The sequence below is a fragment of the Rhodopila sp. genome (assembly GCF_965276935.1).
Taxonomy (GTDB): domain Bacteria; phylum Pseudomonadota; class Alphaproteobacteria; order Acetobacterales; family Acetobacteraceae; genus Rhodopila.
Genome location: NZ_CBDIBS010000004.1, coordinates 2,245,802 through 2,259,462 on the forward strand (window position 1 = coordinate 2,245,802; position 13,661 = coordinate 2,259,462).

The window sequence follows — 13,661 nt, forward strand, 5'->3', positions numbered from 1 at the left end:
AGCGACATCCCAGTTTCGATCATAGTTCGCCTCGTCCCGCCATCTGCTTGATCCGGTCCGCCGTGCGGCAGGCGATCGCCTGGATGGTCTCGGACGGGTTCACCCCGCCCACCGTCGGGAATACCGAACCGTCGCAGATCCACAGGTTGGGGATGTCCCAACTCCGGCAGTCCGCGTTGACCACACTGGCGTTCGGATCGTCGCCCATCCGCGCGGTGCCGTTCAGGTGGTTGGTGTCGTCCTCCTGGCGAAAGATGTCCCGGCCGCCGGCCGCGCGCAGATGCTGCTCCATCTGGTCCATGCCGTGCCGGATCAGACGTTTGTCATTCTCGCTGTATGTATAGGTGATCCGCGGGATCCGCAGGCCGTACTGGTCCTTGTCGTCGGCCAAGGTGACCTGGTTATGCTCATAGGGCAGCAACTCGCCGACCATCCGCAGCCCCGCCTGGTGGTTGTACTGCATCATTTCAGCGCGCAGCTTCTCGCCCCACAGACCGCGGGCGCCTGCCTGCACCGCGACCCACTCGAGCGGCAGCGGACCTTGGCTATAGAACAGATAGGAGCCATCAAAGTCCTTCGTCGGATGCTGATCGACGTAGTTCCAGTGCTCGTTGATGGTGAGTGACGGCGGACCCTTGTAGCAGCGGATCTCTTCCTGCATCACGCCCCAGACGGACTGGTTGGACTGGGTCATCAGGTATTTGCCGACAAGGCCGCTGCTGTTCGCAAGTCCGTCGGGAAAGCGGCTGTTCTCCGACAGCAGCAGCAGGCGCGGCGTTTCCACCGCATAGCCGGCGACGACGACGTTGCGGGCCTTCTGAAAGCGCCAGCCGCCGGCGCGGTGGTACTGAACCCCGGTTGCCCGTCCGGCGTCGTTCGTCTCGATCCGCCCGACCATCGCGAGGTCGCGTATTTCGGCGCCGGCCGCGATCGCCCGCGGGATCCATGTGGTCAGAGCACTCTGTTTGGCGTTGGTGGAGCAGCCGATCCGGCAGAAGCCGCGGTAGACGCACGGCGGCGACAGGCCGCGCGGGGCGGAAACGGTGGCGAGCGGGCAGGCGGCCCATGCCGTGCCCATGGCATTCGCGCCGCGCGCCAGGACCAGTCCGGCGGCGTTCAGCTCATGCGGGCGGTAGGGATAGCGCCGGCGCTTCGGTCCCCATGGGTAGTTGATCGGACCCGAGATCGCCAGCGCCGCCTCGACCTCGTCGTAGTAGTGCCACATCTCACGCCAATCGAGCGGCCAGTCCACGCCGTAGCCAAGCTTGCTGCGCGACTTGAACCACTCCGGCCGGAAGCGCAGCGACACCATCTGGAAATGCACCGTGCTGCCGCCGACCGACTTGCCGCTGTTGTTGACGCCCATCTGGATCGGGTTTTCACCGTCAATGATCCGGTCGTCGGTCCAGAACAGCTTGGTCTGCTCGGTTTCGTCGGAGGCGAAATCCTCCAGCGGCCGCCAGAACGGCCCGGCATCCAGCGCGACGACGGAAAAGCCGTGTTCGGCAAGCCGGCAAGCGAGCGTGCCGCCGCCGGCGCCCGTGCCGACAATGGCGAAATCGACTTCCTCGGTATCCGAGTACTCGCGCATCGGTGTCCACGCGCCGGGGCGAAACACGTCGGGCGCACGCCCGCCGGTCGCACGCGGCCGATCGAACGGATCGCTCGCGGCGGTAACGTAGCCTTCATAACAATTATCCTTGGCCGACACGCCTGTTCTCCCGCAGTGCCTTGGCTTCCTCCCCGGGCTTGGCTTCGGCTGCCTCCCAGGGGTCGTGACGGTCGAAACCCATCCGGACATAGCCGCGCGGACTTGCGGGGCCACCCCAGCCGATCTCGTTCCAGGCGATCGGATGGGCGTAATAGGCGTTGATCACGTCATGAACGACGCGTTCCTTGAAAAACAGCTTGCTCGGCATACCGCCCCAGGCCGGCCCGGACAGCGCGCCCTCCTGCATGCTTTTCAACAGCGCATCCTGGTCCGCCGAACCGATCTCGTGAAAGCGGCGGCCGTCATGAGCCCGTTTTGCCTCGTCATCGAGCGCGGCAAGGCCTCGCTTCCAGGCCTCGCCCTGCAGCGGCATGCCGGCGTGCCGGTACCCGTCCTCTCGGCCGATCCAGACCTTTTCGTCGACATAGGCGGGAAGCGGAACCGCCGGCCGGTCCGCCGGCTGGGGCATCATCCGGCGACAAAGCGCCTCCAGCGTCCGCCACTCGTCGGCGGTGAAGAAGCGCGGCCCGTCCGGCACATTCAGCCGCCGGTCAATGGCGCGCCGGGTCTGCTCGTTCCAGGATGGGGTATCCCGCTTGGAGAGCACGTCATAGCCGGGATAGCGGGCGTCAGTCATCGGTGTCGCCTCCCAGCAGGCGCAACGCGGCGAGGCCGGCAATCGCCAGGCCGGTGAAGCTGGGCGGGGCCGGGATCGGCGGACCGTTCAGCAGGTTCTGGCTCCAGTTGCGCCACCCTCTCATGCCGCGGCCCACCCCGTAGACATGGAAACCCGCGCCGGCGAAACCGAGCAGTGCGGTAAAACGCAGCCACCAGCGGGTGGTGCGCCGAAGCGCAGGCGATGTCTTGGGCAACAACGCCGTGGCGGCGATCAGCGCCGCGGCGACGGGTGGCGCGGCCACCGGCAGGACCATGAACGGATCATGGAAGGAGCCACGGAAATGCAGCAGCCCGACCTCGCCGACGGTCCCGGCAATCCCAGCGCCGGTGATCGCGGCCACGGTGCGGCCAGCCGGCAGGCCGAGCAGGCGCGGGGCGACGCCGAGCGGCATATCGCGCAGGCGCTCGGACAGAAAGCCCAACATGCCGGACAGCGCGAGCGCCGCCGGCGCGCCGACCGGTGCCGCAAAAAACAGGTTTATCCAGCTAAGCCCACCTTCCCGCTTGCCGATGTTGTAGAGGTGAAAGCCGGTTCCAGCCACGCCGGTCGCCGCGGCCAGGGTGTAGATCACGTTTCGCACCGGATGGCTCCTGCCGCGCTGATCGACGATGCCATGCGCACTCACCGCCAGGTTCAATGCGGATGAAATCAAGGGCACGAACATCATCCTGTTCTCGAAGGAGCCGCGGTAATGCTCGATGGCGCTATCCGCCAGGACCGAGGCGGCAAGCGTGGCCGCCGCGCGGTTCAGGCCGCGGGCCGCGTTCAGCGACGTGGCTCGATCAGCGGTCTTGCCGGGGCGCGCCGGCGTGGCCTGGTAGGCGACCGTTACGACCGCATCCGCTGCTTTGGCCGCGGTGGGAGACGCAATGTCGGCCACTGTGCGACCCAGGCCAGCAGGGCCGGAAACTCTATTTCCGCCCTGAACCACGTCGCGTTGAACCACGTCGCGTTGCAGGGCGGTTCGCACGCCTTTTGATCCGCGGCCTGTCCCACGGCGAAGGACAGTGCGCCACCTGGCAGGTACCGCCGCCTCAGCCGCCCCGTGCCGGAGCTTTCCAGCGATGGTCTCCATGTGTCCACCTCTTGCCGGCATCGCGGTCTACGCCAGGCCGTATCTGTGCAGCGTGTTCGCGACGCTTTTGTCTTCGTCCGCCTATCGTGCACGGTCACCGCTTGCGGGGCGTGGCTTGCCCGACATCACGACAGGCCGCGCCGCCTTTCCTGATGTCAGGTCGGGTAATGCGCGCTGTCACCGCCGGTGACGTCATAGGTCGCGCCGCTGACCATCCGCGCCTCATCCGAGGCGAGGAACACCACGACGGGCGCCACATCCTCCGGCGCGATCCAGGGGAGACCCAGGGGTGTCTTCTTGGTCTGCGCCTCGGCCGCCGTCTTCTCGTCCTGTGCCTCATCCCCGGTCGGCTGCTTGCCAGCCGTCCCGATGGCTTGCTCGTAGCGCGATTCATGCCGCGTCAGCGGCGTGTCAATGAGACCTGGTATGAGAGCATTCACGGTGATCTTTCGCGCGCCGAATTCCAGCGCGGCGGACTTCATCAGCCCGATGATGCCCCATTTGGAGGCCGAATAGGCGGCGCCGGTTTTCGTGCCGTGCTGCCCCTGGGTGGAAGACGTCACGATGATGCGGCCGCCACCCCGCTTGACGAGGTAGGGAGCCACGGCGCGGATCGCGTTGGCCGTGCCTGTCAGGTTGATATCGATCTGATCGTGCCAGTCCGCATCCTGCATCTCGAGCAGCGGCTTGAACGCCTGGATGCCGGCATTGGCGAACAGGATGTCGATCCCGCCGAACACCTTCTCAGTCTGCTGCGCCGCCTCCCGGAGCGCGCCGAGGTCCCGCTGATCAAGCTGGATCGAGAGCCAGCGGCCACCTGCCTGCTTGACCAGGCGGCCGGTCTCCTCAAGCTCCTGCTCGGTCGGCTGCTCGAAGTCGGTGGTGGCACTCGCCCGCGCGGCGAGGTCCACACCGACCACCTCCGACCCTTCCCGCGCGAAGGCCACGCAGGTTGCCCTGCCAATGCCTCGTGCCGCGCCGGTGATGATGGCCACCTTGCCGGCGAGCCGCCCATTTCGCGGTGTTTGGCTCATGTCCCGTCCTTTGTGTTTCCATGCATCACCGGCAGCTTCTCCTGCGGCAGCGCGTCGAGCAGGCGGCGGTCGATATGCAGATGCGCCTGCACCAGTTCGTGCGGCGTCAGCGCCATCCATTGCTTGAGAGAGATGTCGGCGAAGCGGTCGCTCCTGAACATTTCAAGAAAGCGCAGCGTCGTGGAGCCGGTGTTCTCGATGTAGTGGCCCATCGCGTGTGGCACGTAGCCGACATCGCCGGCCCGGTAGTCGAAGGTGCGCGCCTTGCCCTCGGAGGCGAACACCGTCATCCGCGCCTCGCCGTCGATGTAGTACTGCCATTCATCGGCCTGCGGGTGCCAGTGCAGCTCCCGCAGGCCACCCGGTTCCACCTCCACGAACGCGGCGGCAACCGTGCGGGATGCGGGAAAGTTCCGCGAATCCACGATCCGCACGGTGCCCCCGCTGGTCCGTTGCGGCGCCTGTGCCAGCAGGCGGTAGCTGAAGCTCTGCCGCGCCCGTGGGCCGATGCGGTTGCCGTCGATCGGTCCGGGCACCTCGGTTGGAAAGATGTAGAGTTCCTGCTTCGGTATCGCAGCCAGGGCGCTTTCCGGCCAGCCGAAATTCTTGGCGAGCACGCTTTTGGGCGTATGCGCGAACCAGTCCGAAATCAGGAACGTGCTGTCCTCGGAAAACCCGCCGCTGTCGAAGACCAGAAGGAACTCGCAGCCGTCCGGCTCCAGGCCCTGGATCGAGTGCGGATAGCCGGCCGGAAAGAACCAGAGATCACCCTGCTGGACATCGTCGACGAACTGCCGCCCCTCCTCGTCGACGGCGGTGATGCGGGCGGAACCATAGAGCATGTAGGACCACTCGCCTTCCTTGTGCCAGTGCAGCTCGCGCACGGCACCCGCCTTGAGTCGCATGTCCACGCCGGCCAGCGTGGTCGCGACCGGCAGCTCACGTTCGGTGACCTGCCGCGCCCAGCCGCCCGGTTCCAGCCGGTTGTGCGAATCGGCGAAGGAGAACTTGAGGTTGGGGATCGTGCCGCGATCCGTCTCCGGCGGCGCCAGAACGTCCTTGTTCTCGCGGTCGCGCAGCACGTCGCGTGGCCCCGGATCGTCCGCTCCCTTGTCACCGCGGATCGGCTGCGGGTCACTGCCTTGTTGCTGAGAGGGAATGTCCATGCGCTGCTTCCTGCTTGGAATCTGCGGCTATAAGCCTTGATCCATGGCGGGAGTTTGGGACTTGCGCGTGAATTCTTGTTGAGGGCAGGTTCGCGTGAACCCTCGCGAAGTTTCATGATCACGGGTTGTGGAACTCGGCCTCGGGTCGATCTCGCCATCGCCGACAGCCGGATCGGCAATACCATTGGCACTCTTCCGACCAAAGTCGCCCTGCTATCGCAGACGCAGGCGCCGAGGCTTTTTCGCGGACAGGGGGACTGGGCTCTCCTGTCACGCCCCGGTGCGACACATGGTGGGAACAGCTATGCGGGAAGGATTTGCCCAGCGTCACACCGGCCGAATTTCAGAAAAACTTCGGCTGCTACCGGGGAAACCGCCGTCCGGTAAACCATTACCATCACCGATCACGACCGCGACAACCTGGTGCTGCTTCCCGCAGACGACTATCGCCGGCTGAACAAGCGCGACCGCGAGGCTTTGCATGTTGCAGAGTTGAGCGACCAGGATATCGAGGCGATCCGCACTGCCGAAGTCCCCAGGGACACCGCTGCTCTTGACCACGAACTAAAGTTCTGACGCGTCTCCCTTCCGCAATTTTCCCAGGAAGGTCACATCTGATCAGGCGCAAGTTTCGTTAGGAAAACGCGCGCCGTAATCATTCGGACAATTTGAAACTGGCCGAGCGCCAGCAGGTCCTTGTCGCTGGTCACGATAACCCTGGCCTTCACGGCGATGGCCGTGGCGATAACATGGTCATCGTTCGGATCGCGGCAAACCTGGCCAATGTCCGGCAGCGAATCAAGAAACACCGCGGCGGTTTTCCGCAGCGCGTCGCACCAGGTCAAGACCGCCTCTTCCGCGACGCCATAAGCGGATTTCAAGCGCGGCGACACCAGGGCGTCCCATGTTTCATCGAGCAGGATCGGCGAAAGATGCAGGGTGAATGTGCTCCGGTTAGCCAGCGTCAGGACCAGGCCGGGAACAGAAAGGCGCTGACAAGGACAGACGCATCAACGACGGCGCTTGGCGGCATGGAAGGCTCTTGCTTCGTCAACCGCCGCGAGGATGTCCGCTTCCTGCTCCGGCGTCGGTTCGCGGCCGGCGATGCTGACCGGCTTGAGGATGATGGTGCCGGCGGCGGTTACTTCCGCCTCCAGATAGTCGCCTTCCTTCAGTTGTGCCGCCGCACGGATGTCTTGCGGCAGTGTGATCTGCGCGGCGCGGCGTAGCCGGACGAGCGACATCGGCGGGTCTCCCGAATGCAACACGGGCATGCTTCTATCTCTTGGATGCGAAAATCGCAAAATAGGAATTTACGATTTTACTATATTTCATCACCGGACTAGAGACATATTGGCAATAGTCCTTATGGCCGTCCCTTAACCCGAACTTTGCTGTGTTTTTGAGCCATCCGGTTGATTACCAAGGAAACGTGCCACGAACGTAGTCAAGCATTTGGCGAATTTCTCCTTGACACAGGCCGAACCGGTTTGATTCCATGCCTCATGCACATCGCCAAGGTCCCAAACCGTAACGCCAAACCGTCCTTCCTCCTGCGCCAAACCTATCGCGAGGACGGCAAGGTCAAGAACCGCACGCTGGCCAACCTCTCCAAGCTGCCGGTCGAGCGCATCGAGACTCTGCGTGCTGCCCTGCGTGGCGACCCGCTCGCCCCGGTTGGTGACAACGGCTTCGAGATCCGCCGCTCGCTGCCGCATGGCCACGTGCTTGCGGCGCTGAGCGTGGCACGGCGCATCGGCCTCGACGATCTGCTGCCGCGCCGCGCCCCGCCGCGCCGCCGTGACCTGGCGCTGGCGCTGATCGTCGCCAGACTGCTCGACCCGGCGGCGAAGCTGGCGACAGCGCGCATGCTCGACAGCGCCACCGCCAGCCACTCGCTGGGTGAAAGCCTCGGCCTTGGCTGCGTTACCGCCGGCGAAATCTACACCACCCTCGACTGGCTCGGCAGCGAGCAGGCCTTCATCGAAAACCAACTCGCCCGCCGCCATCTGAAGAACGGCGCGCTGGTGCTCTACGACGTCACCTCCACCTACCTCGAGGGCCGCTGCTGTCCGCTGGCCCACCACGGTTACAGCCGCGACAGCCGTGGCGATCGGCCGCAACTGGTGATCGGCCTGCTGTGTGCCGCGGATGGTTGCCCCGTGGCGGTCGAGGTGTTCGAGGGAAACACCGCCGACCCGGCCACCGTCGCGGCGCAGATCAGCAAGCTGAAGCAGCGCTTGCGGCTGCGCCACGTGGTGATGGTCGGCGACCGCGGCATGCTCACCGCCGCACGGATCGAACAAGCCCTCCGCCCCGCCGGCCTAGACTGGATCACCGCGCTGCGTGCCCCGGCGATCCGGCAACTGGCGGAAGGCGGACAGCTGCAATTCTCCCTGTTCGACACCCGCGATATGGCTGAGATCAGCAGCCCGGATTATCCCGACGAACGGCTGGTGGTGTGCCAGAACCCGCTGCTGGCGGCGGAACGCCAACGCAAGCGTGACGCGTTACTGGCGCTGACCGAGGCCGACCTGAGCAAGATCCAGGCCCGGGTGACGCGCGCGAAGAACCCTCTGCGCGGGGCTGGGGACATCGGCCGCGCGGTCGGCGCTCTCCTGGGCAAACGCAAGATGGCCAAGCATTTCGCGTTGACCATCACCGACGCCGCATTTGACTTCACGCGCAAGGCCGAAGCGATCGCCGATGAAGCCAGGTTCGATGGCTTTTACGTGCTGCGCACCAACCTCCCCGCCAAGCAGATCGATACCGCCGGGACCGTGCGGGCCTACAAAGCCTTGGCCCAGGTAGAGCGCGCGTTCCGCTGCCTCAAGAGCGTCGATCTGGACCTGCGGCCGGTGTTCCATTGGACCGCGCCGCGGGTACGCGCGCATGTCCTGCTGTGCATGCTGGCGTATTACCTGGAGTGGCATATGCGCCAGCCGCTGGCGCCGATGTTGTTCGACGATCATGACCGCGCGTCGGCCGAAGCAGAGCGGACGTCGCCAGTGGCCAAGGCCAAGGTCTCCAAGGCGGCTTATCGCAAGGCCTCGACGCAGCGCGTGGTGGACGCTAGCGGCGAGCTCCAGCCGGTGCACAGCTTCCGCACCCTGCTGGGCGATCTGGCAACATTGGCCCGAAACACCGTCTGCTTCGCAGGGCAGAAGATGCTTACCGTTCAGACCACCGCAACGCCGATACAGCGCCGCGCACTCAGTCTGTTGGGGGTCGAATTGACGGCAGCGTAGACAGCAAGCAGGTGGGGTCCGGAGTCGGATCAATGACTTACGTCGAAAAGACGGTAAAGTTCAGCTTAAGGGTTGCGCTTCGGACATTTTTTGTGGGTAAGGCAATTCAACAGGTTGCCTTGGTCTGGGGGCAGGTCCTATCTGCGCTCCTCACACCACGCGCGCCAAGCATGCCGCAGAGCCGTGCCGAGGCTGCGCCCGAACCGCGGCGCATCGCATAGCGGACTGCGCCGCACCTGCTCCCGCAAGCCGGCCCGCAGCGCAGCCAGCGCCGGAAGGTCGGCGGCACGCGCCACCGCCATCTCGATGTAGTCCGCCACCGACCCGGCCAGCCAATCCGCCAGGCCGGCATTGCTGAGGTGGCTGGCCGAATGCCGCGCCGCGAACAGCTCGGTCGGCAGGGTGATCGTGGGCACGCCCATCCAGAGCGCCTCGCACGTGGTCAGGCCGCCGGAGTAGGGGAACGGGTCCAGCACCATGTCGATGCCGCCATACTCGCCCATGAAACGACGATGGCCGGAGGAGCCGCGCAGTTCGATGCGCTCGGGATTGATCCCATGTGCCGCGAAGGCCGCCAGCACCCGATCGGCGGTCGGTTCGTCGCCGAACTGGTGGGTCTTCAGCACCAGGCGCGCGCTCGGTATCCGGTGAAGGATGACCGACCAGGTTTCGATCACCCGCGGCGTGATCTTCGCCAGGTTGTTGAAACAGCCGAAGGTGACATAGCCGTTCGCCAGGGCGGGCAACGGCCCGACGTCCGGCGCATAGGGCGGTGGGCTGTAGCAGACATAGCCGTCCGCCAGGCGCAGCAGACGCTCGGTGTACAGCGGCTCGAACCCCGGCGGGGTTTCCCACCGGTCGGTCATGAACCAGTCAATCTCCGGCAGGCCGGTGCTGTGGTTCTGCATGCCGACCCACTTGATCTGCACCGGCGCCAGGCGATGGGCGCAGGCGGGCATGCGGCCGGAGTCGCCGTAGCCGCCCAGGTCGATTAGGATGTCCAGGCCACGTTCCCGCGCGGTGGCGACCAGCGCGGCGTCGTTCATCGTATCGACGCGCAGCCAGTCCCGCGCCACGGCGCGGAAGCGGCACGTGATCGGGTCCTCCAGCGTGGTGTTCTGGGTCAGGCAAACAAGGTCGAACCGCTCGGGATCCAGGGTCTCGATCCCGGCCACGGTCAGCCATCCCACTGGATGGGAGCGGAATGATCCAGACAGCAGACCGACCACCAGCTTGCGATCCGGGTCGGGGGAGTTGCCGAAGGCCGGTTGATCGGTGCGCGGCAAGGCAGCGGTGGAGTCATGCAAGGCGGCCAGCAGATCCCGTGGCGTGGTGGCTTCGTGGTACGGCAGGACGTTGCACAAGGTCCGTCGCGGCAGCGAGGCCACCGGATCGAGCGCAATGGCCTGGCGGGCCGCCGCCACGGCTTCATCCTGCAAGCCGAGGCAGACCGTGGTGCTGGCCAGATTGCAGAGCACGGAGGGGTTCGGCCCGAACCGAGCAAGCACCGCCAGCAGGATCGTCCTGGCTTCGGCGTGCCGGTGCAACTGCATCAGCACCGCGGCGTGGTCGTTGTGCGCCTGCGGATTGTCGGCTTGCAGCGCACGCAGACGGCGCAGCACCGCCTCGGCCTGCCTGAGCCGCGTCGACCGCGCCAGCAAGCCGCCGAGCAGGGCAAGTGGCGCGACCGCGTCGGGGGCCAGCACGGTCGCTGCCTCCAGCGCGTCGATGGCGTCGGCGCGGCGGCCCAGGCGTTCCAGCAACATGCCCCGTGCGGCCTGCGGCATGGCATTCAGCGGGTGCCGGTCGCAAGCCACCTCCAGGCGGCTCAGCTCCGCCTCGGCCTGGTTCGCCTCGATGGCGACCTCGACGCCGTGCAGGACGTAGGACAGCTCGTCCGGCCGCAGGCATTGCGCCTTGACGAACGCCGTCAGGGCGATGCCCGGTGCGCCGGTTGCCCGCAGCGCGAGACCCAGCGTGTCCCACATCTCGGCGTTGTCCGGCGTCACGCCGCAGCAGCGCAGCAGCAGGTCGCGGGCTTCCAGGGCTTCGCCACGGGACAGCAGCAGCCCGCCGAGGGCGATCAGCGCCGCCGGCCGGATTGGATTGCGTTCAAGGACCTCGCGATAGGCTGCCTCGGCGCCCGCCAGATCGTTGCCGGCGCGCAGGCTTTCGGCGATGCGCAGCACCGGCTCATCCCAGTCGGGCAGGTGCGCCGCGACCTTGTGCATCAGCGATCGGGCTGCCTCCCGCTCGCCCGTCCGGTCCTTGGCGATCGCCAGATTGAGCACGGTTGATGGATTGCGGTCTCCCAGCGCGACCGCGCGCCGCAGCGCGCTCAACGCCTCCTGGAACCGGCCGCCGGCGAGCAGCGCCATACCGTCCGCCGCCTGCCGCTGGCCGGAATCCTGGTCCAGCGGTTCAGCGATCTGGGCTTCACCCGTCATGACGCAGGCGCTCGACCACGATCAGCATTCCGGGGACCCCCTGTCCGGCTTCCTGTCGCATCGGCTGGCGGTCCATGCGGACCATGCGAAAGCCGGCGGCGCAGGCAGTCTCGAAGATGTAGTCCGCGGAGTGGGCATAGCGGCCCAACCGGTGCAGTGCCCATGATCCGTTGCCGGGGACGACACCGGCATGATCCGCCAGCAGATCCTCGATCGAGAAGACAAACCAGCCGCCGGGTTTCAGTCGTGCATGCACGGCGGCGAAGACGTCCTCCAGCGCGCCGAAATAGACCAGCACGTCGGCGGCGATGATCAGCGGCCACTGTTGCGGGCTGTCCGCGGTCAGTTCGGCCATGATGTCGGCTTCCCGCAGATCGGCGTAGAGGCCCTTGGCGCGCGCCTGATCCAGCATGCGCGGCGACAGGTCGACGCCGGTGATCGGTCCCAGCGGCAGGTCGCTGGCCGCCAGCGCCACCAGGCCGGTGCCGCAGCCGAGGTCGAGCACCGGGCCGAGCGGATGTCCCGCGGCAATGACTGGATGGGCTTCGAGCGCGAGGCGGATGCGGACGGGCACGGTGTAGCTCAGCGAGATCAGATGGGCCTCGAACCGATCGGCATAGCCATCAAACACCGCCTTGATGTACTCCTCCGGCGCCCGCTTGCCGCTCGGCATTGCCCCGGCCGCCATGACAAGATGGCGGACATAGGGATCCTCGGGACCAAGCTTGAGGGCATCCTGATAGGCGATGGCGGCTTCCTCGTGGTTGCCCAGGCTGGCGAGGGCGTGGCCTTTCATCCCGAAGGTGCAGGCATCGGCGATGCCGAGCAGGCGCGCCTGTTCCGCCATGCGGACCGCACCGTCGAAGTCGCGCCGGCGCATGCACAGCAGCGTGGCGGCGTTGTTCAACGCGACGTTGGCCGGACTGATCGCCATTCCCTCTCGCAGCAGGCGCAGCGCCGCCTCGGTTTGTCCGGCTTTCTCCAGCGCGGTGGCGAGGGCCTCGCGATACGTCGCCGCGGATGGCGCGGCGGCGACGGCGTCGGTCAGGCAGGCGATGGCATCGCCGGTGCGGCCGAGTTCCAGCAATGCGTTGCCCAGCAGGGCCTTGGCCGCGGGATCGACACGGTCGAGGATCACCGCCTCGGCCGCATCCCGTGCCGCGCCATCCAGATCGCCCTGCGTCCGCGACAGTTCGGAGCGGGATTTTCGCAGGCCGGCATGGGCGGGGGAGGCAATGATCGCGTCGGTCAGGGTCCGCATGGCGCGGTCGAGGTTGCCGTCCCGCCAGTCAAGGCGCGCCATCAGCAGGGCGATGTCCGGGCAGCCGTCGGGCGACAATGTGCGGGCGGCGGCCAGCAATGGGCGGGCGGCGCCGGTCCGGCCGGCATCGATCAGTTGCGCGACCCGGTTGCGCAGCGCACCGGCATCAGCGGTGACGGGAGTCATGTCCATGGAAAGGCTCCTTTTGAGCCGGCCGGTTGCAGTCAGACCAGGATGCCGCCCGAGGGGGATGATGTGGACGCGTTGGCCGCGTTGGCGACCAGGTAGCGTTGAATGAAGTTCTGGACGAATTTCGGGTCCTGGAACTGCGATATGTTGAGCCGGCTGCTGATCGCCCTCTCCTGCGCCTCCAGCGGCTGGATGGCGATCGCCTCGGGTAGCCCCAGCGCCGTGGTCACCACCGTCCGCAGGGTGGAGTTGCCGAGGATCTGGTCGACCGAGGTGATCGACGACGCCTGTTGCCCAAACGCCAGAGCGTTCGCCACCCCTGGGTTGGCGTTGTCCTCGTTCTGCTCCCAGACGGTCTGGGCATAGGCTTGAGCGATGGCGTTGATGGTGGTCGGGTTCTGGATGACGGACAGGCCACTGGTGGCGAAATTGTAATTCGCGGCAGCGGTTTTCCAGCGCGTGTCGGTCAGTTGGTTGGCCAGCGAGTTGGTGTTGGTCAGGTCGGATGTCAGCGCCGCCTTCGCCAGCCCGGTGTAGGCGACCTGATCGCCCAGACCATTGGCGGTCAGCAGCACGTTCATTACGGCTGGGTTGGACAGAAGCTGGTTGACGCTGGTCGCCGACTGAACGGCCTTGGTGAACTGACTGACCGCCTGCTTGACCGTCGGCTGCTGCGCGGTCGCCGCGACGTCCTGCGTCTGGTTCTTCAGGTCCGACGTGTAGGCCTGGATCTCCGCCTGTCCGGACGGGGCGCTGGAACCGCCGCCATAGAGCGTGTCGAGCAACGACGACTGTGCGCCCGGCATGGCCGCGAACAGCGAGGTCAGGTAGCTCGATGAGATGCTCATGCG

12 protein-coding genes are annotated in these 13,661 nt (G+C 66.2%); 2 read left to right on the forward strand and 10 right to left on the reverse strand.

All coding sequences use genetic code 11. The features are described from left to right. Positions 1 to 19: 19 nt before the first annotated feature. From ACQY4S_RS26750 to ACQY4S_RS26770, 5 genes are all read right to left on the reverse strand, one after another. On the reverse strand, positions 20 to 1,711 hold the full coding sequence (locus tag ACQY4S_RS26750) for a GMC family oxidoreductase (RefSeq protein WP_428488224.1): 1,692 nt from the start codon (positions 1,709 to 1,711) through the stop codon (positions 20 to 22). Beyond that, positions 1,695 to 2,348, reverse strand: coding sequence for a gluconate 2-dehydrogenase subunit 3 family protein (locus tag ACQY4S_RS26755; protein ID WP_428488225.1), 654 nt, complete (start codon positions 2,346 to 2,348; stop codon positions 1,695 to 1,697). The genes ACQY4S_RS26750 and ACQY4S_RS26755 overlap by 17 nt, the downstream gene beginning before the upstream one ends. Beyond that, positions 2,341 to 3,270: a hypothetical protein gene (locus tag ACQY4S_RS26760; RefSeq protein ID WP_428488226.1), complete on the reverse strand. Its 930-nt coding sequence runs from the start codon at positions 3,268 to 3,270 to the stop codon at positions 2,341 to 2,343. Before ACQY4S_RS26760 ends, ACQY4S_RS26755 begins: the two co-directional genes overlap by 8 nt. 350 nt (positions 3,271 to 3,620) lie before the next feature. Continuing rightward, positions 3,621 to 4,499: an SDR family NAD(P)-dependent oxidoreductase gene (locus tag ACQY4S_RS26765; RefSeq protein ID WP_428488227.1), complete on the reverse strand. Its 879-nt coding sequence runs from the start codon at positions 4,497 to 4,499 to the stop codon at positions 3,621 to 3,623. Next, entirely contained in the window at positions 4,496 to 5,665 is a 1,170-nt protein-coding gene (locus ACQY4S_RS26770; protein ID WP_428488228.1) for an oxalate decarboxylase family bicupin, read from the reverse strand. The genes ACQY4S_RS26765 and ACQY4S_RS26770 overlap by 4 nt, the downstream gene beginning before the upstream one ends. A gap of 423 nt (positions 5,666 to 6,088) precedes the next feature. On the opposite strand from ACQY4S_RS26770, the gene ACQY4S_RS26775 reads away from it, so the two are divergent. Then, positions 6,089 to 6,241, forward strand: coding sequence for a hypothetical protein (locus ACQY4S_RS26775; protein WP_428488229.1), 153 nt, complete (start codon positions 6,089 to 6,091; stop codon positions 6,239 to 6,241). A 32-nt stretch (positions 6,242 to 6,273) separates the two neighbouring features. Here ACQY4S_RS26775 and ACQY4S_RS26780 read toward each other — a convergent pair whose 3' ends face one another. After that, positions 6,274 to 6,639 (reverse strand): putative toxin-antitoxin system toxin component, PIN family, encoded by a 366-nt coding sequence (locus ACQY4S_RS26780; RefSeq protein WP_428488509.1) that lies wholly within the window; start codon positions 6,637 to 6,639, stop codon positions 6,274 to 6,276. 36 nt (positions 6,640 to 6,675) lie between these two features. Then, positions 6,676 to 6,909: an AbrB/MazE/SpoVT family DNA-binding domain-containing protein gene (locus ACQY4S_RS26785; RefSeq protein WP_428488230.1), complete on the reverse strand. Its 234-nt coding sequence runs from the start codon at positions 6,907 to 6,909 to the stop codon at positions 6,676 to 6,678. Between the two features lie 261 nt (positions 6,910 to 7,170). Between ACQY4S_RS26785 and ACQY4S_RS26790 the strand changes: the two genes are divergently transcribed. Next, the gene (locus ACQY4S_RS26790) at positions 7,171 to 8,913 is read left to right on the forward strand and encodes an IS1634 family transposase (RefSeq protein ID WP_428483124.1); all 1,743 of its coding nucleotides are present in this window, start codon (positions 7,171 to 7,173) and stop codon (positions 8,911 to 8,913) included. Between the two features lie 137 nt (positions 8,914 to 9,050). Here ACQY4S_RS26790 and ACQY4S_RS26795 read toward each other — a convergent pair whose 3' ends face one another. The 3 genes from ACQY4S_RS26795 to ACQY4S_RS26805 are packed head-to-tail and all read right to left on the reverse strand — an operon-like array spanning position 9,051 to position 13,658. Then, positions 9,051 to 11,360, reverse strand: a complete 2,310-nt coding sequence (locus ACQY4S_RS26795) for a tetratricopeptide repeat protein (RefSeq protein ID WP_428488231.1) — start codon at positions 11,358 to 11,360, stop codon at positions 9,051 to 9,053. Next, positions 11,350 to 12,813 carry a tetratricopeptide repeat protein gene (locus tag ACQY4S_RS26800; protein ID WP_428488232.1) on the reverse strand — a complete coding sequence of 488 codons (1,464 nt, stop codon included), beginning with the start codon at positions 12,811 to 12,813 and terminating at the stop codon, positions 11,350 to 11,352. The genes ACQY4S_RS26795 and ACQY4S_RS26800 overlap by 11 nt, the downstream gene beginning before the upstream one ends. A gap of 32 nt (positions 12,814 to 12,845) precedes the next feature. Next, a complete protein-coding gene (locus ACQY4S_RS26805; protein WP_428488233.1) occupies positions 12,846 to 13,658 on the reverse strand; it encodes a DUF1217 domain-containing protein in 813 nt (270 codons plus the stop codon). Between the last annotated feature and the right edge of the window lie 3 nt (positions 13,659 to 13,661).

Bases quoted from the DNA above. Each gene is read 5' to 3' on its own strand.
- ACQY4S_RS26800 (WP_428488232.1), bottom strand. From the start codon at position 12,813: ATGGACATGACTCCCGTCACCGCTGATGCCGGTGCGCTGCGCAACCGG.
- ACQY4S_RS26755 (WP_428488225.1), bottom strand. From the start codon at position 2,348: ATGACTGACGCCCGCTATCCCGGCTATGACGTGCTCTCCAAGCGGGAT.
- ACQY4S_RS26770 (WP_428488228.1), bottom strand. From the start codon at position 5,665: ATGGACATTCCCTCTCAGCAACAAGGCAGTGACCCGCAGCCGATCCGC.
- ACQY4S_RS26795 (WP_428488231.1), bottom strand. From the start codon at position 11,360: ATGACGGGTGAAGCCCAGATCGCTGAACCGCTGGACCAGGATTCCGGC.
- ACQY4S_RS26790 (WP_428483124.1), top strand. From the start codon at position 7,171: ATGCACATCGCCAAGGTCCCAAACCGTAACGCCAAACCGTCCTTCCTC.
- ACQY4S_RS26765 (WP_428488227.1), bottom strand. From the start codon at position 4,499: ATGAGCCAAACACCGCGAAATGGGCGGCTCGCCGGCAAGGTGGCCATC.
- ACQY4S_RS26785 (WP_428488230.1), bottom strand. From the start codon at position 6,909: ATGTCGCTCGTCCGGCTACGCCGCGCCGCGCAGATCACACTGCCGCAA.
- ACQY4S_RS26805 (WP_428488233.1), bottom strand. From the start codon at position 13,658: ATGAGCATCTCATCGAGCTACCTGACCTCGCTGTTCGCGGCCATGCCG.